Here is a 22362-nt window from a genome sequence, read left to right as displayed (position 1 = left end):
GCGCCTACAGCTTGTCGAGGCTGTTGAAGCGCAGCACCAGGCGCTTGACGTCGCCGCCGAAGTCGACCTTGACGACCGCGTTGCGGCCCACGCCCTCGGTGCCGACCACCTTGCCCATGCCGAACTTGTCGTGCAGCACGCGCTCGCCGACCTCGAAGCCCACGTCGCCCGCGCCCGCGCCCGGCGGGCTGGGCGGCACGCGGCGCGTCGAGACGGCCCCGGCCCGCGAGTACGTGTTGCCGTCGGCGCGATCCTGGTTGCCGCCGTAGCCGCCGCCCGAGCCGTAGCCCATGCCCGACCACGCGCCCGAGCGCGACGAGCCCCGGTCGGAGGCCGCGCGCAGGGACGCCATCGACGTCGCCGCGCGGGTCCACTCCATGAGCTCGGCGGGGATCTCCTCGACGAAGCGCGACGCCCCGAAGTACTGGGGCGCTCCCCAGCTCGAGCGGGCCTCTGCACGCGTGAGGTAGAGCCGCTCGCGGGCGCGGGTGAGGCCCACGTAGGCGAGGCGCCGCTCCTCCTCCATGTCCTTGGTGTTGCCCGACTCGATCGACCGCATGTGCGGGAACGTGCCGTCCTCCATGCCAGTGAGGAACACGACGGGGAACTCGAGCCCCTTGGCGGTGTGGAGGGTCATCATCGTGACGACGCCGCCCGTGCCGTCAGCGTCCGGCACCTGGTCGGCGTCCGCGACCAGCGCAACCTTCTCGAGGAAGTCCGCGAGCGTGCCCTCGGGGTTGTCCTCGGAGAACTCGCGGCCCACCGCGACGAGCTCCATGATGTTCTCGATCCGGCTCGCGTCCTGCGGGTCCTCGCTCTTCCGGAGCGAGGCGAGCAGGCCGCTGCGGTCGGCGATCGCGTCGAGCACGCCGGCGGGGCCGTTGTCCTTCGCGAGGGCGCGCAGGTCGTCCATGAGCCGCACGAAGTCCTCGATGGCGCGCTGTGAGCGGGCCTGAAGCCCCGCATCGTCCAGGCGCCGTAGCGCGGTGCCGAAGCTGGCCTCCTCGCCGGCCGCCACCAGACTCCGGCGCACGCCCTCGACGGACTCGACGGCGGTGTCGCCGATGCCGCGCTTGGGCTCGTTGATGATGCGGCGGGTGGCTACGTCGTCGTCCTCGTTCACCACGGCGGCGAGGTACGCGAGCATGTCCTTGATCTCCTTGCGCTCGTAGAAGCGCGTGCCGCCGACCACCTTGTAGGGGATCTCGGCGCGGATGAAGCGCTCCTCGACGGCGCGGGACTGCGCGTTGGCGCGGTACATGATCGCGATGTCGTTGGGCTCGATGCCGTCCTCGTCGATGAGGCGGCGGATCTCCGTGCCGATGTACTGCGCCTCGCCCTGCTCGGTGTCCGCGGCGTAGCCCTTGATCTTCTCGCCGGCGCCCGAGTCGGTCCACAGGTTCTTGGGCCGGCGGTCCGAGTTGTTCTGGATGACCGTGTTGGCGGCGGTGAGGATGTTCTGGGTGGAGCGGTAGTTCTGCTCGAGGCGCACGATGTGCGCGTTCGGGTAGTCCTTCTCGAACTCCATGATGTTGCGGATGGTCGCGCCGCGGAACGCGTAGATCGACTGGTCCGCGTCACCCACGACGGTGAGCTCGCCGGCGGGCAGGCTCGCGTCGTCGGCGGGGCCCACGAGCTCGCGCACCAGCACGTACTGCGCGTGGTTGGTGTCCTGGTACTCGTCGACCAGGATGTGGCGGAACCGCTCGCGGTAGTCGCGCGCCACCTCGGGGTGATGCTGGAGCAGGCCGACGGTCTTCACGATGATGTCGTCGAAGTCGACCGCGTTGGCCGCCTCGAGGCGGCGCTGGTACAGCGGGTAGGCGGTCGCGGCGGCATGCTCGATGCTGAACTTGCTGGCCATCGACGCGCCCGCGAGCGCGACCTCGGGGTCGATCAGCTCGTCCTTGAACTTGCCGATGCGCCCCAGGATCGCCTTCGGCGTGAACTTCTTGGGGTCGAGGTTCAGCTCCTTCATGACGAGCTTCATGAGGTTGACCGAGTCCGACGTGTCGTAGATCGAGAAGCTCGAGCTCAGGCCCGCCTTCTGGTGGTCCGCGCGCAGGATGCGCACGCACGCGCTGTGGAACGTCGCGACCCACATGCCGCGTGCCTCGGGGCCCACGAGCGCCTCGACGCGCTCGCGCATCTCCGCCGCGGCCTTGTTGGTGAACGTGATCGCGAGGATCTGGTGGGGGCGCGCGCGGCCGGCCTCGAGCAGGTGCGCGATGCGGTGGGTGAGCACGCGGGTCTTGCCGGAGCCGGCGCCCGCCATGATGAGCAGGGCCTCACCCTGGTGCAGCACGGCCTCGGCCTGCGGCGGGTTGAGGCCCTCCACCAGGGACGATGCGCCGCGCGCCGGGCGGTTCGCCGCCGGGGCCGCTTGGGACGGGCGGTGTCCGGCGAGGATCGGGGCCGGCGGGATCCAGGCGTCCTGGGGCATGTCGTGGTGCCCCGGCTCGGGTTCGTAGTCCTCCGGAGCGGGCTCGCCCCACTCCTCCGGCTCGGGGCCGCCTGCCCACGCGTCGGGCTCCGGCGCGGGCGCGGTCGCCGGGGCGGCCGCCTCGGGGGCGGCGGGCGTGCGGGGCTGCGGCTCGGAGGGGACCGTGCCGTCGAGATCGAAGAGCGCATCCATGACCCGGAAAGTCTAGGCGCTGCCGCCGACCCCGGCCCCGCCCTCCCCCGAGCCGTGACCGTGCCCCACACGCCGGATGCACCTCGGCCCCGGCTTGTCCCGGTTTGCGACGGGAGTTGCATCGGGCGAACGTTCACATCGCGCGCCGCGTGTGGGGGACGGTCGCGGCAGCGGCAGCGGCAGCGGCAGCGGCAGCGGCAGCGGCAGCGCGGCTCAGGCTCGCGGCACCGTGCCGTGCTGCTCGAGCGCGATGAGCGCCGCGTCGGCCTCCGCGCGCACCTCGGGATCCGGGTCGGCGTCGCACAGGGCCAGGAGGGCACGCCACACCCGCCGGTCGCTCACGGCCCGACCCATGCGCGCGAGCATGCCCTGGCATCGCGCGTAGGTGACGCGCGCGGCGGCATCAGCCGCGCTCGCCAGGCACTCGAGGTGCGGCGCGAGCTCGACGAGCATCTCGAGCGCCTCGTCGACGTCGCCTGCCTCGGCGGCGGGTGCGTCGGCCGCCTGCTCGAGCGGCGCATCGTCCCCGGGCTCGGGGACGTCGGCCGCGATCGGCGCCGGCCACACGGACGGGACCGGGTCGGGCACGGGCTCGAGGCGCACCGTCGGGACCTCGCCCGAGGAGCGCGGCAGCTGGATCACGCCGTCGTCCTCGACGGGCTGCGCGAGCCCGGGGGCGACGCGCATCGGCAGGCCCGCGGCGGTGGTCCCGACGGGCTCCGACCGCTGCGGCAGCGGGGTGATCGTCGGCACCGGCCGCGGCGTCGGCAGCGCGGCCCGCTCCTCCTCGCGCACGGCCCACGGCCGCGCGCTCCAGTACTCGTGCGCGCGGCTCCGACGCGCCCGCCTGCCCACGAAGCCCTGCTCCGCGGGCATGGCGACCTCGTCGGCGTGCACCATCGCGCGCGTCGGCCCCTCAGCCTCTTCGCCCCCCATGGGACCGAGGGTAGGCCGACGCCCGCGAGGGCACAACCCCCCTGACGCTAGTTACCAGGAATATCACCGTTACCGCGTGGGGCGACGGCGCGACGCGCCGGAACCTCCACGCGCGGAGAACGCGGCGGCCCCGCCGGACGCCTTGCCGCCGCCGGACGCACCCGTGCGGGGGGCGTGGCTGCGCGGACGCGAGGTCGCGGTGCCGGACGCGTTGGCGGCTGCGCCGCCGCCCGTACCCTGCGAGCCGGCGCCCGAGCCGGAGCGCTGGCCGCCGCGGCGACGGCGACCGCCGCCCTGGCGCGGGGCGCCACCGCGGGCCTGACCCTCGGAGGAGCCCTGCGGACGGCGCTGCTGCTGGCGCGGACCCTCGACCGCGGCCGCGGCGGCCGCGGGCGAGACCACGGGCGCGACCTCGCCGACGAGGCGCACCACCTGCGCGGAGGCGGCGCTCACGGCCTCGGGACGCACGCCGATGCCGGCCTTGCGCAGCAGCTGCTGGGTCTCGCGGCGCTGCTCGGGCAGCACCACGGTGACGACGTCGCCGGACGAGCCGGCGCGCGCCGTGCGGCCCGAGCGGTGCAGGTACGCCTTGTGCTCGGCCGGCGGGTCCACGTGGACCACGAGCTCGACGCCGTCGACGTGGACGCCGCGCGCGGCGACGTCGGTCGCGACGAGCACGCGCACGCGGTCGCCCGCGAAGGCCGCGAGGTTCCGGTCGCGCGCGTTCTGCGAGAGGTTGCCGTGGAGGTCGACCGCGGGGATGCCGTCGGCGGTGAGCTGCTTCGCGAGCTTCTTGGCCTGGTGCTTGGTGCGGGTGAAGAGGATGCGACGCGAGGTGCCGGACGCGAGCGTGCGGATCAGGTCGCGCTTGGCCTCGGCGCCGTCGACGTGGAACACGTGGTGAGTCATGGCCTCGACCGGGCTGTCCTCGGGGTCGACGGCGTGCGTGATGGGGTCGGACAGGAACTTCTTGACCAGCTTGTCAACGCCGTTGTCGAGCGTCGCCGAGAACAGCAGGCGCTGGCCGCGCTGCGGCGTCGCGCTCATGATGCGGGTGACGCCGGGCAGGAAGCCCAGGTCCGCCATGTGGTCGGCCTCGTCGAGGACGGTGACCGCGACCTCGTCGAGCGAGACGTGGCGCTGACGCATGAGGTCCTCGAGGCGGCCGGGGCACGCGACGACGATGTCGACGCCGCGCTGCAGCGCCTGCTCCTGGCGGTGCTGGCTGACGCCGCCGAAGATGGTGGTGGTGCGCATGCCGTAGGCCGCGGCGAGCGGCGCGAGGACGGCGTCGATCTGCGTCGCGAGCTCGCGCGTCGGGGCGAGCACGAGCGCGCGGGGGCGGCCGGCCTTGGCGCGGCCGGAGCGGGCGCCGAGGCGCGCGACCAGCGGGATCGAGAACGCGAGGGTCTTGCCGGAGCCGGTGCGGCCGCGGCCCAGCACGTCGCGACCGGCGAGCGTGTCGGGGAGCGTGTCGACCTGGATGGGGAACGCGTGGGTCTTGCCGTCGGACTCGAGGACGTCGGTCAGCGCGACGGGCACGCCGAGCTCGGCGAAGGTCGTGGAGGACATGGTGGTGCCTTTCATGGCAGGGGACGATGCGCGCGGCGCCCAGGGGGCGATCGCACCGGCGGTGGTGGCGAAGGCGGAGGTGTCCGCTCTCGTTCGCCGAAGAGAATTTCTACGAGCCGCGCTGCCGGTCGGACCGGGCGCTGGCGAGAAGCGGAAGCAATCTGCGACGCAGGGGGGACGGTGTCGTCCCCGCAAGTACCGCCAAGACTACCAGGCGGGTGCATGATCACCCCATGACGGCGATTCCCGAGGGCGGCCGCGGCGAGCACCGCTGGCCCGCGGTGGCGGCCCTGCTGGTCGCGTTGGCCATGTACCTGGCGCTGCCCTCGACCTTCCTGCCCGCGCTCCGCTACACGGTCGTCGGGATCGGGCTGGTGCTCCTGATCCCGCTGCTCGTGGTCAACCCCGTGCGCCTGCACCGCCAGACGCCGTGGACCCGCGGCCTGTCGGTCGCGCAGGCGCTGCTGCTCGCCGGCGCGAACCAGGTGATGCTCGTCGAGCTGATCCTGTCCCTGACCCAGCCCACCGCCGGATCGGGCTCGCGCATCCTGCTCTCGGCCGCCCAGGTGTGGCTCACCAACGTCATCGCGTTCGCGCTGGTGCTGTGGGAGCTCGACCGGGGAGGACCCGTCGTGCGTCGCGCCCGCGACCGCGCCGACCTGCCCGCGGCCGACCTCCGCTTCGCCCAGGACGAGGACCACGACGCGATCGACGAGGTGGCCGCCGCATCGTCCCGTCACGCGGGCTGGCTGCCGCGCTTCGGCGACTACCTCTACACGTCGCTGTCGAACTCGATGGCGTTCTCCGCGTCGGACTCGATCCCGCTGTCGGGCCGCGCGAAGGCGCTCATGGGGCTGCAGGCGTTCTCGGGCTTCGTGCTGCTGGCCCTGGTGATCGCGCGGGCGGTGTCGCTGTTCCGGTAGTCGAGGCCAGGTCCACCCCGCGGATTGGTACCAATGGACACGAATCGGCCTCCGATCGCGGCCGGTGGTACCAATCGCCACGATGCGCGGCCCGCACCACCTCAGACGATGCGCCGCTGCGCCGCCCAGTGCGCGAGCTCGTGCCGGTTGGACAGCTGCAGCTTGTGCAGCACCTTGCCCACGTGGGTCTCGACGGTCTTGATCGAGATGAACAGCTTCTCCGCGACCTCGCGGTAGGTGTAGCCGCGCGCGATGAGCCGCATGACCTCCTGCTCGCGCTCGGTGAGCTTGTCGAGGTCCTCGTCGGCGGCCGCCACCTCTCCCCCGGCGGCGCCGAACGCGTCGAGCACGAAGCCCGCGAGGCGCGGCGAGAACACCGCGTCGCCCGTCGCGACCCGGCGCACCGCGTCGGACAGGTCGGCACCGGAGATGGACTTGGTGACGTAGCCGCGCGCGCCGGCCCGCACGGTCGCGACCACGTCCTCGGCCGCATCGGACACCGACAGCGCGAGCACCCGCGGCGCGCCGGGACGATGCAGCACCTCGGCGAGCACGTCGAGCGCGCCTCCCCCGGTGCCGCCGGGCAGGTGCACGTCGAGGATCACCACCTGCGGTGCGGCCTCGCGCACCACCGCGATCGCGGACTCGACGTCGCGGGCCTCGCCGACGACGGCGATGTCGTCGGCAAGGCTCTCGCGCACACCGACACGGATGACGTCGTGGTCGTCCACGATCACCACGGACACGGTCATGGCTGCTCCTCCAGGGGCATCGTCAGAGTCACCTCGGTGCGGCCGCCAGGCGTCGACGAGACCTCCGCCGTGCCGCCATGGCGGGTCACGCGCCCGATGATCGAGTCGCGGATCCCGAGCCGGCCCGCGGGCACGGCGTCCGGGTCGAACCCGGGCCCGCCGTCGCGCACGAACGCCTCGAGGCCGCGCCCGGTCACCTCCGCGTACACGGAGTAGGGGCCGCGGGCGTGACGGGCGGCGTTGAGCACGGCCTCGCGCAGCGCGCGCACCGCGGCAGCGAGCGCCGGGGTGGTGGGGGCGTCGCCGACGGTGACGACCTCGACCTCGATGCCCTGCGCGTCCTCGACCTCCGCGACCGCGGCGGCGAGGGCCGTCGCGACGGAGTCGGCGTGGGACATGCGCTCCTGATAGAGGTACGCGCGCAGGTCGCGCTCCTGGGCGCGGGCCAGCCGGGCGACGGCGGCCGGGTCATCCGCCTTCGCACGGATGAGGGTGAGGGTCTGCAGCACCGAGTCGTGGAGGTGCGCGGCGATCTCGGCGCGCTCGAACTCACGCACGCGCCGCTCCCGCTCCACGCCCACCTGGCGGATGAGGCGCAGCCACCACGGCGCGAGCACCAACGCGACGCCCGCGATGCACGTGAGCGGCACCACGATCGCGCGGATCACCGGGTTCCACCCCGCCGTGCCCGCCGCGAACCACCCGAGCGCGCCGATCGCGAGCGCGACCCCACCCACCGCCCGCAGCCACGCGTCGCGAGAGAACAGCCCGCCGACGTCGGGGCGGCGCGCGTCGAGCTGCACCGCGTTCTCGAGGGGGCTCCACACGAGCACCACCGCCACCACGAACAGCAGCAGCGGCAGCAGCCACCAGGCCAGATGCGCCCACTCGTACTTCCGCACCAGCATCGTCGCGGCGATGCCGAGCAGCACCACGCCCACGGTCGCGCGCCACCACTGCACGGCCGGCGAGCGACGCTCGAGCGGTCGCGCGACGCGGGGCGCGGGGGCTGTCATGGCACCACCTTCGCACAGCCGCGGCGCACCGTTCCTCGGCCTGCCGGACGATGCGCGGGGCGCCCCGGGATCAGGGTCCGAATCAGGGTGTCCCCTCATAGCGGGGCCCCGCGCCGCGGCGCGAGACTCGAGGAAGACTCGCAAGGAGAGACCATGACCCAGCAGCAGACCCCGCCGACCGAGGCAGGGTTCTTCACCACCATCCGCGGATGGGGCATCACCCGCTCCGATGCCCGCGTCCTCAGCGGCGTCGTCGGCGGCGTCGCCGAGCGTCTCGGCTGGTCGCGCGCCTGGACGCGCGTCGGCGTGGTCGCGCTCGCGGTGTTCCTCAACGGGATCGTCCTGCTCGCGTATGGCGCGGCGTGGGCGCTCCTGCCCGACCGCCACGGCAGGATCGTCGCGCAGGACTTCGGGCGCGGCATGCCGAACGTCGGCGCGCTCGTCGGCATCGGCATCTTCGGCGTCCTCGGCCTCATCGGGCTGGGCGACCGCGGCGGACCGTGGGGCTGGTCGGCGAACACCATCTGGAACGACGGCGCGGGCGGCGGCATCTTCCGCCTCGCGGCGATCATGTTCATGATCGTCGTGCCGATCGTCCTGGTGGGCGGCGTCATCTTCTTCATCGTGATGATGACCCGCCGCAACCGTGACCAGGCCGCGCAGCCGCCGGGCGAGCCCCCCGTCTACGCCGTCCCTCCGGTCTGGGCGGCCGACCGCCGCGCCCAGCGCGCCGCAGCACGCCACCACCAGCGCTCCTACCAGGCCGCGAGCGTCGTGTCCGCGGTGGACGACGCGGTCAACCAGGCCAACGCGGCCGCCGAGCAGGCGTCCGCCGCCGCGTACGCGTCGGCCGGCTATGCCGCGCCCGCACCCGCCCAGCCCACGGGCACGACGCCGCCGCCCGCCGCATCGTCCCCCGTCGCACCTCCGCCGGCGGCCCCGCGCCCCCCGCGACCCCCGCGTGTGCCCGGCCCGGGCGCCCCGTTCTGGCTCGCGACGCTCGCCTGGCTGGTGCTGTCCGCCGCCGGCACCGTGTGGGCCGCATGGCAGGACCGCCTGGGAGTGCACCCGATGATCGCGTGGTTCGTGGGCTTCGTGACCGGGCTGGGCGTGATCCTCATGCTGGTCGCGCTGAGCGGCCGCAGGCTCGGCTTCCTCGGCTTCGTGTCGGCGGTGCTGCTCGTCCCGACGCTCGTGCTCATCGGCGACGCCGACCGCATGCGCGACGGCTGGGCGGACCGCTACCTGCCCGACATCACCGTCGACGCGAACGGCGTGCACGCGCAGATCGACGGATCCGGCAACGGTGTCGCGAGCGCGGCGCCGGTGCCCGCACCGACCGCGACCGCCACGTTCGACCCGCTCACCGCGTTCGAGGCCGACTACTCCACCGTCACCCTGCCGGCCTACTGCTACGAGACCTCCGAGGTGCCGTCGAGCGAGGGACAGTCCCGCGGCCTCGTGTCCGAGGTGCCGCTCGAGCAGTCCGTCACCGACACCCTGTCGGCGGGCTACACCACGGTCCGGGTGCCCGTCGGCGCCTCCGTCGAGGTCGCCGCCGCGTCGGGCACCTCGGCGAGCGTCTACTTCGCCGACCGCCGCATCGCGTGCGATGTCGACGGCTCCACGGGCCTCAAGGTCGCGAACGCCGGCGACCCGCTGCTCACGCTGGACTCATCCAACCCGGCCGAGGGCTACTCGGTCATCGTCATCGAGGAGGTGGCGCCGTGAGCGCCGAGATCCGTCCCCGCCGCGGCGCCGCCGAGCGCGTCACCGGCCTCATCTGGGGTGGCATCGTCACCGCGGGCGGCGCGTTCGCGATCGCCGCGCTGTCGGGCTACGACGTCGACCTGCAGCTGCTCGCGATCGTCGCGCTCGCGGTGCTGGGCGGCTGGCTGCTCGCCTCGGCCGTCGCGGCCGCGTCGCGCCAGTCGCGCAAGGAGCGGGCCGCCTTCACGGTGAGCGAGCCGCTGGACGATGCGCCGGCGGACGAGGACCTCTCCGCCACGGTCGAGATGCCCGCCGAGCAGACGGCGGACACCGAGGTGATCGAGCCGGAGGACCGCAAGGACGCCTGACCCGCAGCAGCCTCACAACGGAGGAGGGCCCCCGCACCGATGTGCGGGGGCCCTCCTCCGTTCAGCTCACTCCCACTCGATGGTGCCCGGCGGCTTCGACGTGACGTCGAGCACCACGCGGTTGACCTCGGCCACCTCGTTGGTGATGCGGTTGGAGATGTGCGCGAGCACCTCGTAGGGCACGCGCGACCAGTCGGCCGTCATGGCGTCCTCGGAGGACACGGGGCGCAGCACGATCGGGTGGCCGTAGGTGCGGCCGTCGCCCTGGACGCCCACCGAGCGGACGTCGGCGAGGAGCACCACGGGGCACTGCCAGATCTCCTGGTCCAGGCCGGCCTTGGTGAGCTCCTCGCGGGCGATCGCGTCGGCGCGACGCAGGATCTCCAGGCGCTCCCAGGTCACCTCGCCGATGATGCGGATGCCCAGGCCGGGGCCCGGGAACGGCTGGCGGCCCACGATCTCCTCGGGGATGCCCAGCTCGCGGCCCACGGCGCGGACCTCGTCCTTGAACAGCGCGCGCAGCGGCTCGACGAGCGAGAACTGCAGGTCGTCGGGCAGTCCGCCCACGTTGTGGTGGCTCTTGATGTTGGCCGCGCCCTCGCCGCCGCCGGACTCGACGACGTCGGGGTACAGCGTGCCCTGGACCAGGAAGTCGACGTCCTCGCCGTGCGCGCCGGCCTCCTCGACCACCTGGCGCGCGGCGTCCTCGAACACGCGGATGAACTCGCGGCCGATGATCTTGCGCTTGGTCTCGGGGTCGCTCACGCCCGCGAGCGCCGTCAGGAACCGCTCCTTCTCGTCGCGGATGATGAGGCGCACGCCGGTGGACGCGACGAAGTCCTTCTCGATCTGCTCGACCTCGCCTGCCCGCATGAGGCCGTGGTCCACGTGGATGCACGTGAGCTGGTCGCCCACGGCCTTCTGCACGATCGCGGCCGCGACGGCGGAGTCGACGCCGCCCGACAGCGCGCAGATGACGCGCTTGGTGCCGATCTGCGCGCGGATGCGCTCGACCTGCTCGTCGATGACGTTGGAGGAGGTCCAGTCGGGCTGCAGGCCGGCCACGTTGTAGAGGAAGTTCTCGATCGCGTGCTGGCCGAGCGGCGAGTGCTTGACCTCGGGGTGCCACTGCACGCCGCACATCTTGAGGTCCAGGTTCTCGAACGCCGCGACGGGCGCGCCCACGGTGGTCGCGAGGACGGAGAAGCCGGGGGGCGCCTCCTTCACGGAGTCGCCATGGCTCATCCAGACCTCCTGGACGGCGGGGCTGCCCGCGAGCGCGGTGCCGGCGGCGCCGACGGACGCCTGGGTGCGGCCGTACTCGCGCAGGCCGGTCTTGGCGACGGTGCCGCCCATGGCCTGGGCCATGGCCTGGAAGCCGTAGCAGATGCCCATGACGGGCACGCCGGCCTCGAACAGCGCGGGGTCGATCTGGGGGGCGCCGTCCTCGTACACCGACGAGGGGCCGCCGGACAGGATGACGGCGGCGGGGTTCTTGGCGAGCATCGCCTCGGCGCTCATGGAGTGCGGGACGATCTCGGAGTAGACGTGCGCCTCGCGCACGCGTCGCGCAATCAGCTGCGCGTACTGGGCGCCGCAGTCGACGACCAGGACAGGGCGGTGCTGGGTTTCGGTCACGGCTTGGCCTCCTCCAGGTGGGCCGAGACCTCCGCGTGCACGCGGCGCTCGGCGAAGAACGACAGCAGGGGGACCACGCCGCCGGCCGCCATGAACAGCAGCCGGGGGATGTCCCACCTCATGAGCATCCACAGCTGCGTCACGGTGACGAGGTACACCATGAACACCCAGCCGTGCAGGATCGCGATGGGTCCGAGGATCGGGTCGAGCGTGTCGCGCGAGCCCTCGAACGCGGGGATGTAGCGCAGCAGCCCGAGGAACACGATCATCAGCAGCGTGCCGGTGACGAACGCCATGACGCGGTAGCGCTGGAGCGCCCCGGGGATCTTGCTGGAAGCGTCGCTCACGCGTGGTCCTCTCCGGTTGCGTGCGCACCGTCCGGGGTCTCCGGGTGCGCGCGTCCATTGTCCCGTATCCAGCGCGCGGTGATGAACAGGGCGAACGCCCCGAACACCCACCACTCGATGGCGTACGCGCCCGAGCGGAAGTTGATCTCCGTGGTGGGCGGCAGCGGCTCGAGAGCGGTCCAGCTCGCGGACCCGTCGTAGGACACCAGCAGCGCGCTGTAGAGCGGCGACGGCCAGTGCTGCGCGAGCTCCGACGTCGCCATCGCGGTGGTCCAGAACGTGCCGTCCGCGGGCGCCTGGTCGGGGGTGGACGATGCGGTGGACGCCTCGGGCGCCCGCAGGTAGCCCTCGACGGTCGCCTCGGTCCCCGGCGCATCGTCCACGCCGACGGCGTCGCCGTCGGCACGCCAGCCGACCACCACCGCGAGCGTCGCGGGCTCGCCGGTGCCGGTCTGCTCGGCGGGGACGGTGAGCGCGCGCACGAGCATCTCCGCGGGCGTGCCGTCGACCTCGCGGCCCGTGACGACCGCGGCCTCGACGTCCGCCCAGGTACCGCTCACCGTCACCTGGCGCCCGATCGCGAGGCCGGCACTCTCCGCGGGGCGCAGCACGTCGGCGAGCGGCACGGCGGGGTCGGGCTGCACGGTGCGGCCGGTGGTCTCCGCGCGACCCCACTGCCACCAGCCGAGGGCGCCGCAGGCGACCACCGCGACGGCGGCGATGAGCACGGCGACGAGGATGCGGCCCCACAGGATGCGGCCGCGCGTGGCCGCCGTCACCGGGCGGGCCGCGCGGTCGGGCGCGGTGCGCCCGGCTCGCCCAGCGGACGCAGCTGCACGCGGTCGCGACCCGCGAGCTTCGCGTCGTACAGCGCGTCGTCCGCGCGCTTGACCACGCGGTGGCTCATGCGGTCGGCGACGCCGTCAGCGACGCCCACCGACACCGTGACCGCGTGCGCGTGGTCGCCGCACTCGATCGGGTGGTCTCCGACGATCCTTCTCATGCGCTCCATCATGACGGCTGCGTCGGGCAGCGATGTCCCCGCGAGCACGACGATGAACTCCTCGCCGCCCCACCTGCCCAGCAGGTCGGTCACGCGCACCTGGCCGCGCAGGCGGTCGCCGAGCGCCGCGAGCACGCGGTCGCCGCACGCGTGGCCGTGGACGTCGTTGAGCTGCTTGAAGCGGTCGAGGTCGGCGATCGCGACGCAGTAGGTGGCGCCGTCCGCGGCGGCGAGCTGCTCGAGCCGCGCCGTCACGGGACGCCGGTTCGCGAGGCCCGTGAGCGGGTCCGTGTTGGCCAGGTACTCGGCCCGCTCCGCCTGACGGGTGGCCTCGGCGCGGGCGGTTCCGGCGCGGTGGTGGGCGACCACGGACAGGATGTACATGAGCGTCGCGGTGCCGATGGCGTTGGCCGCGAAGATGCCGCTGAGCTCGTCGGGACGCGCGTAGGGGCCGACGCCCGGCGCGCCGAGCTGGGCGACGAGGAACGCGACGGCGGACAGCACGACGAACAGCCACCGCCACGCGCGCTGCCGGTCGGTGAACATGAGGAACACGAGCTGCGCCGAGGTGATGAGGTACAGGTGGTGGCCCGAGCCCCACCCGAGCACGAACGCCATGTCGATCATGCCGATCGTGGCCGCCGCGAGGTAGACGGCGGCGCCCGCGAGCTGGCGGCCCGCGCGCACCAGGACGAGCACCGCGATGAAGGCGAGCAGCGTGCCGGCGCTGAACCACGGCATCGGCCCCTCGAGGATGCCCGGGTAGCCGAGGTAGCGCGCCGTGAACCCGAGGGTGGTGCCGATCGACACGAGCGCGAAGGTGCGGACGGTGCCCGCGGCGGCGCCCTCCGGCCCGGTCAGCCCGCCGGCGCTGCGCTCGAAGAATCCGGACAGCAGCGCAGCGACGCGCGTGAGCCGCTCGTCGGATCCGTCCGCTGCCATCGCCCCTCCCTCAGGTGCGTGCGGGCGCGCGAGGGGCGGGACGGCCCGTCCCTCAGCGTCACCGCTCGCCCAGCCTACGCATCGTCGCTGGAAACCTGCTACCCGGGGGACGTCCGCACTGTCGCACAAGCCGGTCGGGACCTTCGACCAGGTGGGTCCTACGAGATCGTGAAACCATAGGCCCGTGGCACGAAGCATCTATATCGCATCTGCCGAAGGCGACACCGGCAAGTCCACCATCGCCCTCGGCATCACCAATCTCCTCGCGAAGCAGGTAGGACGGGTCGGGATCTTCCGCCCGGTCGCCCGCGTCGCCGACGGATCCGACTACGTCCTGGAGCTCCTGCTCGGACACGACAGCATCGACCTGTCCTACGAGGAGGCGATCGGCGTCACCTACGAGGACGTCCACGCCGACCCCGAGAAGGCGCTGTCCACCATCGTGTCGCGCTTCCACGAGGTCGAGCGGCAGTGCGACGCCGTCGTCATCGTCGGCACCGACTACACCGACGTGTCCGCCGCCGCGGAGCTCGAGTTCAACGGGCGCATCGCCGCGAACCTCGGCGCGCCCGTCGTGCTCGTGGTGCACGGCAGCGAGCGCACCCCCGGCGAGGTCGCCCAGGTCATCGACCAGGCGCGCCTCGAGCTGTCGGGCTCGCACGCGAGCGTCGCCGGCATCTTCGTCAACCGCTGCGCCCCCGAGGACGTCGACGCGATCGCCGCGCTGCTGCCCGAGGAGCTGCGCCTGGGCGTCCTGCCCGAGGACCCGCTGCTCATCGCCCCCTCGATGAACCAGCTCGTCGACGCGATCGACGGCACCCTCATCACCGGCGACCCGGCGCTCCTGGCGCGCGAGACGCGCGGCATCATCGTCGGCGCGATGACCACGTCGAACCTCCTCGACCGCCTCGAGGATGGCTCCGTCGTGATCGTCCCCGGCGACCGCTCGGACACGATGCTCGCCCTCCTGGCCGCGCACGGCGCCGAGGGCTTCCCGTCCCTGTCGGGCGTGATCCTCACCGGCGGCCTCGAGCCCCGCTCGTCCATCCGCCGCCTGGTCGAGGGCCTCGGCTCGCCGCTGCCCGTGGTGCGCACCGAGCTCGACACGTTCGAGACCGCGCGCCGCTGCTCCACCACGCGCGGCCGCCTGTCACGCGAGAGCCAGCTCAAGGTCGACACCGCGCTGGCCATGTTCGACCAGTTCGTGGCCGCCGACCGCCTGCGCGGCGTGCTCGACGTCGCCCGCACGGACGTCATCACGCCGCTCATGTTCGAGTACGGCCTGCTCGACCGCGCCCGCTCGCGCAAGCAGCGCATCGTCCTCCCCGAGGGCGGCGACGACCGCATCCTGCGCGCCGCATCGTCCCTGCTCACCCGCGACGTCGTCGAGCTGATCATCCTGGGCAACGAGAGCGCGATCCGCGCCCGTGCCGCGGAGCTGGGCCTGGACCTCGAGGCCGCGACCATCATCTCCCCGTCCGACCCCGAGCACGTCGAGCGCTTCGCGCACGACTACTACGAGATGCGCAAGCACAAGGGCGCGACCCTCGAGGCGGCGCGCGACCGCGTCCAGGACGTCAGCTACTTCGGCACGATGATGGTCGAGCTCGGGCTCGCGGACGGCATGGTGTCGGGCGCCGCCCACACCACGGCCCACACGATCCTGCCGTCGTTCCAGATCATCAAGACCGTGCCCGGCGTCTCCGTCGTGTCGTCGGTGTTCTTCATGTGCCTCGCCGACCAGGTGCTGGTCTACGGCGACTGCGCCGTCAACCCGGACCCGACCGCGGAGCAGCTCGCGGATATCGCGATCTCCTCGGCGGACACGGCCGCGCAGTTCGGCGTCGAGCCGCGCGTGGCGATGCTGTCCTACTCGACGGGCGAGTCCGGCACGGGCTCCGACGTCGACAAGGTGCGCGAGGCCACCGCGATCGTCAAGGAGCGCCGCCCCGACCTCCTGGTCGACGGGCCGATGCAGTACGACGCGGCCGTCGAGCCGTCCGTCGCCGCGTCGAAGGCACCCGGCTCCCCCGTCGCGGGCCGGGCCACGGTGCTGGTCTTCCCCGACCTCAACACCGGCAACAACACCTACAAGGCCGTCCAGCGCTCCGCGAACGCGGTCGCCGTCGGCCCGGTCCTGCAGGGCCTGCGCAAGCCGGTCAACGACCTGTCGCGCGGCGCGCTCGTGCAGGACATCGTCAACACGGTCGCGATCACCGCGATCCAGGCCCAGAACCTCGACTCCCCGGAAGGCAACGCGTGAGCGTCAACTACAACGGCATCGCCCTCGTCCTCAACTGCGGCTCCAGCTCGATCAAGTACCAGGTGGTCGACACCACCGCCGACGCACCCCTCGCGTCGGGCCTGGTCGAGCGCGTGACGGACCACAACGAGGGCGTGCGCGCCGTCATCGAGACCCTGTCCCAGCCCGACTCGGGCGTGGACCTGTCGCGCCTCACCGTCGTGGGTCACCGCGTGGTCCAGGGCGGCGCCGAGTTCACCGCGCCGACCATCATCACCGACGAGGTCGTCGACCACATCGCGAAGCTCGCGGTCCTCGCGCCGCTGCACAACCCGGGCCACGTCTCGGGCATCGAGGCCGCGCGCCACGCGTTCCCCGACCTGCCGCACGTCGCCGTGTTCGACACCGCGTTCCACGCGACCCTGACCGAGGCCGCGTACTCGTACGCGATCGACCCGCACATCGCCCGCGAGCACGGCATCCGCCGCTACGGCTTCCACGGCACCTCGCACGGCTACGTGTCGCGCGAGGTCGCCCGCGTGATGGGCCGCGACGCCAAGGGCCTGCGCGTCATCACCGCACACCTGGGCAACGGCGCGTCGATCGACGCGATCAAGGACGGCATCGCGATCGACACCTCGATGGGGCTCACCCCGCTCGAGGGCCTGGTCATGGGCACCCGCTCGGGCGACCTCGACCCCGCCGTGATCTTCCACCTCCACCGCGCCGCGGGCCTGTCGATCGACGAGATCGACGAGCTGCTCAACAAGAAGTCGGGCCTGCTGGGCCTCGCCGGCTCCAACGACATGCGCGACGTGCGCAAGGCCGCGGCCGAGGGCAGCCACGAGGCGCAGGTCGCGCTCGAGGTCTACACGCGCCGCATCAAGGGCTACGTGGGGCGCTACATGGCGCTGCTCGGCGGCCTCGACGCGATCGTGTTCACGGCGGGCGTGGGCGAGAACGCCGACGCGATCCGGGAGCTGTCGCTCGCGGGCCTCGAGGAGCTCGGCATCGAGGTGGACCCGGTCCGCAACGAGGGCCGCTGCACCGAGCCGACGCTCATCTCCACCGATGCGTCGCGCGTCCAGGTGTGGGTCATCCCCACCAACGAGGAGCGCGAGATCGCCCTGCAGTCGATCGCGGCGGTCTCCTGACCGGCTGATCCGTCTTCCGAGGGCCGGCTCCCCGCTTGGGGGGCCGGCCCTCGTGCTTCCCGCCCGCCCTCCCCGCACCAACCGCCGTATGGATCGCCGCGCAGGGCACGTGACCAGGGACGATGCGGTGCCCAGGTCCGCTGGTACGCCGGTTGGCGCACGCGGGAGCGGGCTGGCGACCCGTGCTCGACGCGCCGCGAGGTGCTCGGTGCCCGTTCCGATTCCGGGCCCTGGGCACCTCACAGGGCGACTCCTCGCACCAACCGCCGTATGGATCGCCGCGCAGGGTACGTGACCAGGGACGATGCGGTGCCCGGGTCCGCTGGTACGCCGGTTGGCGCACGCGGGAGCGGGCGCGCGCATCGTTTACCCGGAATTCGCGCACGCATCAGGACCTTCGCCCAGCAATGTGAACGTTCACCATGAAATGCTGAGGGACGTACCCGAGATGGAGGAAATGATGGCACCGATGCCCTGGTCCCCCCGCACCGCGGATTCCGTCAGCGACGCCGAGCTCGAGGCCGTCGACCTGTGGTGGCGCACCGCCAACTACATGTCCGTCGGCCAGATCTACCTGCTCGACAACCCCCTGCTCCGCGAGCCCCTGCATCGCGACCACGTCAAGAAGCGCCTCGTCGGCCACTGGGGCACCACGCCGGGCCTCAACTTCATCTACACGCACCTCAACCGCATGATCTCGTCGCGTCAGCAGCCGACGATGTACATCATCGGCCCAGGCCACGGCGGGCCCGGCCTGGTCGCCGCGAGCTACCTCGAGGGCACCTACAACGAGACGTACCCCGAGATCTCCGAGGACGAGCGCGGACTGCAGCGCCTGTTCAAGCAGTTCTCGTTCCCGGGCGGCATCCCGTCGCACGTCGCGCCCGAGACCCCGGGCTCGATCCACGAGGGCGGCGAGCTCGGCTACGCGCTCAGCCACGCGTACGGCGCGGCCTTCGACAACCCCGACCTGCTGGTCGCGGCCGTGGTGGGCGACGGCGAGGCCGAGACCGGCCCGCTCGCCACCAGCTGGCACTCCAACAAGTTCATCAACCCCGCCACCGACGGCGTGGTCCTGCCGATCCTGCACCTCAACGGCTACAAGATCGCCAACCCGACCGTCCTCGCGCGCATCGGCGACGACGAGCTCGAGGCGCTCATGGTCGGCTACGGCCACAAGCCGCACTTCTTCACCGCCGGCTTCGACGACGAGTCCCACGCCTCCATCCACCGCCGCTACGCGGAGCTCATGGACACCGTCATGGACGAGATCGCCGCGATCAAGGCCGAGGCGAAGGTCAACCCCGAGATGGACCGCCCGCGGTGGCCCATGATCGTGCTGCGCACCCCGAAGGGCTGGACGTGCCCGCCGTCGATCGACGGCAAGCGCACCGAGGGCTCGTGGCGCGCGCACCAGGTGCCGCTGTCCAACGCCCGCGACACCGACGACCACCTCCACACCCTCGAGTCCTGGCTGCAGTCCTACGGCCCTGAGGAGTTGTTCGACGAGTCCGGCGCGGTGCGCCCCGAGGTGCTCGCGGTGGTCCCCGAGGGCGAGCTGCGCATGTCGGCGCGCCCGGAGGCCAACGGCGGCCTGCTGATGAAGGACCTGGTGATGCCCGACTACCGCGACTTCGCGGTGGACGTGCCGGCGCCGGGCGCCGAGATCGGCGAGGCGACCCGCACGCTGGGCAACTTCCTGCGCGGCGTGATGGAGAACAACCCCGACAACTTCCGCATCTTCGCGCCCGACGAGCTCGCGTCCAACCGCATCCAGGCGGTCCTCGACGTCACGCAGAAGGTGTGGAACGCGGGCATCGACCCCGACGACGGCCCCATGGGTCACGAGGGTCGCGTCATCGAGATGCTGTCCGAGCACCAGTGCCAGGGCTGGCTCGAGGCGTACAACCTCACGGGCCGGCACGGCCTCTTCACGTCGTACGAGGCGTTCATCCACATCGTCGACTCGATGTTCAACCAGCATGCGAAGTGGCTCAAGGTCGCCCACGAGCTGCCGTGGCGCCGCCCCATCCCGTCGCTCAACTACCTGCTGTCGAGCCACGTGTGGCGCCAGGACCACAACGGCTTCTCTCACCAGGACCCGGGCTTCATCGACCACGTGGTGAACAAGAAGGCCGAGGTGGTGCGCGTCTACCTCCCCGCCGACGCGAACACCCTGCTCGCGACGTACGACCACTGCCTGCGCAGCCGCGACCGTGTCAACGTCGTGGTCGCCGGCAAGCAGCCGCAGGCCCAGTGGCTCACCATCGAGGAGGCGGAGAACCACTTCGCTCGCGGCGCCGGCATCTGGGAGTTCGCCTCCAACGTGCCGCTCGGCGAGGAGCCCGACGTGGTGATGTGCGGCATCGGAGACGTGCCGACGATGGAGGTGCTCGCGGCGATCGACATCATCCGCGAGGAGCTGCCCGACCTCAAGGTGCGCATGGTCAACGTCGTGGACCTCATGCGCCTCCAGCCGGAGAAGGAGCACCCGCACGGCATGTCGGACCGCGAGTTCGACCAGCTGTTCACGGCGGACAAGCCGATCATCATGAACTACCACGGCTACCCGTGGCTCATCCACCGCCTCACCTACCGCCGCAACGGCCACGCCAACCTGCACGTGCGCGGCTTCAAGGAGGAGGGCACCACCACCTCGCCGTTCGACATGGCGATGGTCAACGACATCGACCGCTACCACCTGGTGATGGACGTCATCGACCGCGTCCCGTCGCTCGGCGCGCGCGCCGCGTCGCTGCGCCAGAAGCTGCAGGACAAGCGCTTCGAGGCCCAGCGCTACGCCTACGAGACCGGCGCCGACCTCCCCGAGGTCGCCGAGTGGGTCTGGTCGGGCGCGGGCACCGACGTGCAGGCCAAGCTCTCGGGCGCCCTCGCGACCGACGGCGACAACGAGTAGGGCGCGCGCGTGGATTCGCTCAGCACGGTCTGAGCGGCGGCACGCCGCACAGGAGGGGCCGATGCGCCGGGTACGCCCGGCGTGTCGGCCCCTTCGCCGTGCGGAGCGAATATCGCGGGACGATGCGGCACTCCACCAGGGACGATGCTCGCCTCCCGCCTCGGGCCCGGCGCGCCCGAGCGATCCCCGTCACAGGTCCCTTGTGGGTGGCACCCGGTATCGATACGCTCACGCCCACATCGAAGTAGAGACTGGGGGGTCCATCCGTGCATTCACGCCTAGGCGCGCGCGCCATCGCCGTCGTCGCCGCATCCACCCTGACGCTCGCGGGCGTCGCCACCGCCGCATCGGCCGAGGAGTCGTCGGCGACGCTCTCGCTCAGCCCCGCGACCGTCCTGACGCTGCCCGCGGGCGACGGGGTGCGCGACTCCGCGAAGGTGACCGTCACCACCGACGCCGCCACCGTCGTGACCGCGTACGTGCGCGCCGTCGGCGGCACCACGCCGCTCGAGACGCTCGCGCCCGTCACCATCGCGGACCCGCTGACGCTCGGCGAGCTCACCGTGGACGTCGCCCCGCTGCCCGCCGGCTCCTACGAGCTCGTGGCGACACCCGCGGGCGGCAGCCCCGTCGTCACGCCGATCACGGTCGGGTCGGGCGACCCGCTCCACGTGGCGCTGAAGTTGTCGGCGTCGAAGATCTACACGTGGAGCAAGGCGACCCCGACGTCGACCACCGCGACGGTCAGCGCGACGGATGAGACCGGGCTCGCCGTGCCGTTCACGGGCGACGTCGCCGCGACCGTCGGCGGCGCGACCGCGAAGGTGTCGGTCGCGTCGACGACCGGCACGGCCGCGAAGGCCACGATCGCGGCGTCGAAGCTGGCCGCGGGCTCGGGTGGCGTCACCGCCACGCTCGTCGGCCCGAGCGGGGAGCAGCACACGAGCGCCAAGGCGGCGCTGTCCGTGGTCAGCACGGCCGTCACGGGCGTCACGCTCGGTGCGAGCATCACGGCGCTGTACCCGCTGAAGGACTCGTACCACGACGCGGTGACCCTCACCGTCACCCCGAAGACCACCACCGGCACCACGTTCGCCTCCACGGGCAGCGTCAAGATCACCCGCAACGGCACCACCGTGAAGTCGTGGACACTCACGTCGTCGAAGAAGTGGACCGGCACGTGGGACGGCCGCGTCGGCGGCAAGGTGGTCCCGGGCACCTACACGGCGACCGTGTCGCTCAAGGGCCCCGAGGGCGTGGTGCGCACCGCGTCCAAGAAGCTCACGGTCGGCTACACCGCGATCAAGAGCGTCGCGCTGACGTCGAGCCTCGGCACCGTCTTCCCCGTCGCCGACGGGTACCGCGACTCCGTCGCGCTCACCGTGACGCCCACGACCACCACCGGCACCGTGCTCCCCACCACGGGCACCGTCAAGATCAGCTACGGCGGCAAGACCGTGAAGTCCTGGTCCGTGAAGACCTCGAAGAAGTGGCAGACCACCTGGTACGGCCTCAACGGCGGCAAGGTGGTCCCCGGCACGTACACCATCTCGGTCAGCCTCAAGGGTCCCGAGGGCTCCACGCGGACCGCGAAGACCTACGTGACGGTGAGCGGCAAGAAGCTCGTCACCACCACGAAGAAGGTGACGTACAACGCCAACGAGGCAGTCACGCGTTACAAGGCGTACGACTCCGGCCCGTACGGAACCTGCGTGAAGAACTACTTCACCGCAGGCGACTTCCTGTGCGACAGCTACAGCGCGTACTACGACGACGTTCTTGCGCTCGTCGCCAAGGGCTCCGTCACGGTGCCGACCGAGGTCGTGAACGGCCAGCAGTTCGGCGGCGCGAGCGTCAAGGTGACGGCCAACTGGTACTACCTGTACGGCGAGGTCGTGTGGTGCTACGACACCGTCGAGTTCGGATGCGCCAGGGGCGGCGCTGCCAACGAGGGCCTGCAATCCCTGGGTGCGCTGAAGCTCCCGGCCACGTCGAAGACGGTCCACATCACGCTCGGCATGGGCGAGTACGCCTACGCGAGCGCAAGCAAGTTCACCTTCACCTACACCTACAAGAAGCTGGTCTGACGACCAGCCCCGAAGGGGGCCGATGCGCCGGTTCAGCCGGCGTGTCGGCCCCCTTCGTCGTGCGCGCCCGACCGGGGACGATGCGCGGGTGACCTCCGTCCCGGCGCCGGCCCGCGCATC

16 protein-coding genes are annotated in these 22362 nt (G+C 72.2%); 7 read left to right on the top strand and 9 right to left on the bottom strand.

Annotated elements, in window-relative coordinates:
* Positions 1-4: 4 nt before the first annotated feature.
* The 3 genes from pcrA to AOM04_RS04970 form a co-directional block, all read right to left on the bottom strand.
* Positions 5-2635, bottom strand: coding sequence for a DNA helicase PcrA (gene pcrA, locus AOM04_RS04980; protein WP_082104388.1), 2631 nt, complete (start codon positions 2633-2635; stop codon positions 5-7).
* Between the two features lie 213 nt (positions 2636-2848).
* Positions 2849-3571 (bottom strand): hypothetical protein, encoded by a 723-nt coding sequence (locus AOM04_RS14465; RefSeq protein WP_156160616.1) that lies wholly within the window; start codon positions 3569-3571, stop codon positions 2849-2851.
* Between the two features lie 69 nt (positions 3572-3640).
* The gene (locus AOM04_RS04970; RefSeq protein WP_062463221.1) at positions 3641-5143 is read right to left on the bottom strand and encodes a DEAD/DEAH box helicase; all 1503 of its coding nucleotides are present in this window, start codon (positions 5141-5143) and stop codon (positions 3641-3643) included.
* Positions 5144-5376: 233 nt separating this feature from the next.
* Between AOM04_RS04970 and AOM04_RS04965 the strand changes: the two genes are divergently transcribed.
* The gene (locus AOM04_RS04965; RefSeq protein ID WP_062463218.1) at positions 5377-6066 is read left to right on the top strand and encodes a hypothetical protein; all 690 of its coding nucleotides are present in this window, start codon (positions 5377-5379) and stop codon (positions 6064-6066) included.
* 101 nt (positions 6067-6167) lie between these two features.
* On the opposite strand, the gene AOM04_RS04960 is transcribed toward AOM04_RS04965, so the two are convergent.
* Together AOM04_RS04960 and AOM04_RS04955 are read right to left on the bottom strand one after the other, a co-directional pair.
* The gene (locus AOM04_RS04960; protein ID WP_062463215.1) at positions 6168-6818 is read right to left on the bottom strand and encodes a response regulator; all 651 of its coding nucleotides are present in this window, start codon (positions 6816-6818) and stop codon (positions 6168-6170) included.
* Positions 6815-7834 carry a sensor histidine kinase gene (locus AOM04_RS04955; protein WP_062463211.1) on the bottom strand — a complete coding sequence of 340 codons (1020 nt, stop codon included), beginning with the start codon at positions 7832-7834 and terminating at the stop codon, positions 6815-6817. Before AOM04_RS04955 ends, AOM04_RS04960 begins: the two co-directional genes overlap by 4 nt.
* Positions 7835-7987: 153 nt before the next feature.
* Between AOM04_RS04955 and AOM04_RS04950 the strand changes: the two genes are divergently transcribed.
* Both AOM04_RS04950 and AOM04_RS04945 read left to right on the top strand, forming a co-directional pair.
* Entirely contained in the window at positions 7988-9565 is a 1578-nt protein-coding gene (locus AOM04_RS04950; RefSeq protein ID WP_062463208.1) for a PspC domain-containing protein, read from the top strand.
* Positions 9562-9912, top strand: coding sequence for a hypothetical protein (locus tag AOM04_RS04945; RefSeq protein ID WP_062463205.1), 351 nt, complete (start codon positions 9562-9564; stop codon positions 9910-9912). Before AOM04_RS04950 ends, AOM04_RS04945 begins: the two co-directional genes overlap by 4 nt.
* A gap of 66 nt (positions 9913-9978) precedes the next feature.
* On the opposite strand, the gene guaA is transcribed toward AOM04_RS04945, so the two are convergent.
* Genes guaA through AOM04_RS04925 form a run of 4 tightly spaced genes read right to left on the bottom strand, consistent with a single transcriptional unit; the run spans position 9979 to position 13842 of the window.
* The gene (gene guaA, locus AOM04_RS04940) at positions 9979-11550 is read right to left on the bottom strand and encodes a glutamine-hydrolyzing GMP synthase (protein WP_062463202.1); all 1572 of its coding nucleotides are present in this window, start codon (positions 11548-11550) and stop codon (positions 9979-9981) included.
* Complete coding sequence (locus tag AOM04_RS04935; RefSeq protein ID WP_062463199.1) at positions 11547-11897, bottom strand: DUF3817 domain-containing protein; 351 nt, start codon at positions 11895-11897, stop codon at positions 11547-11549. The genes guaA and AOM04_RS04935 overlap by 4 nt, the downstream gene beginning before the upstream one ends.
* Positions 11894-12676, bottom strand: a complete 783-nt coding sequence (locus tag AOM04_RS04930) for an SURF1 family cytochrome oxidase biogenesis protein (protein ID WP_062463196.1) — start codon at positions 12674-12676, stop codon at positions 11894-11896. Before AOM04_RS04930 ends, AOM04_RS04935 begins: the two co-directional genes overlap by 4 nt.
* Entirely contained in the window at positions 12673-13842 is a 1170-nt protein-coding gene (locus tag AOM04_RS04925; protein WP_062463193.1) for a GGDEF domain-containing protein, read from the bottom strand. Before AOM04_RS04925 ends, AOM04_RS04930 begins: the two co-directional genes overlap by 4 nt.
* A 184-nt stretch (positions 13843-14026) precedes the next feature.
* Here AOM04_RS04925 and pta point away from each other — a divergent pair, with 184 nt between their 5' ends.
* From pta to AOM04_RS04905, 4 genes are all read left to right on the top strand, one after another.
* The gene (pta, locus tag AOM04_RS04920) at positions 14027-16105 is read left to right on the top strand and encodes a phosphate acetyltransferase (RefSeq protein ID WP_062463190.1); all 2079 of its coding nucleotides are present in this window, start codon (positions 14027-14029) and stop codon (positions 16103-16105) included.
* Positions 16102-17238 carry an acetate/propionate family kinase gene (locus tag AOM04_RS04915; protein ID WP_062463187.1) on the top strand — a complete coding sequence of 379 codons (1137 nt, stop codon included), beginning with the start codon at positions 16102-16104 and terminating at the stop codon, positions 17236-17238. Before pta ends, AOM04_RS04915 begins: the two co-directional genes overlap by 4 nt.
* A 469-nt stretch (positions 17239-17707) precedes the next feature.
* A complete protein-coding gene (locus AOM04_RS04910) occupies positions 17708-20155 on the top strand; it encodes a phosphoketolase family protein (RefSeq protein ID WP_228373614.1) in 2448 nt (815 codons plus the stop codon).
* Positions 20156-20421: 266 nt separating this feature from the next.
* Positions 20422-22242 carry a hypothetical protein gene (locus AOM04_RS04905; protein ID WP_062463181.1) on the top strand — a complete coding sequence of 607 codons (1821 nt, stop codon included), beginning with the start codon at positions 20422-20424 and terminating at the stop codon, positions 22240-22242.
* The last annotated feature ends 120 nt before the right edge of the window (positions 22243-22362 follow it).

Source organism: Demequina soli (assembly GCF_000971195.1).
Classification (GTDB): domain Bacteria; phylum Actinomycetota; class Actinomycetes; order Actinomycetales; family Demequinaceae; genus Demequina; species Demequina soli.
This window is presented reverse-complemented; position numbering and strand designations above follow the sequence as displayed.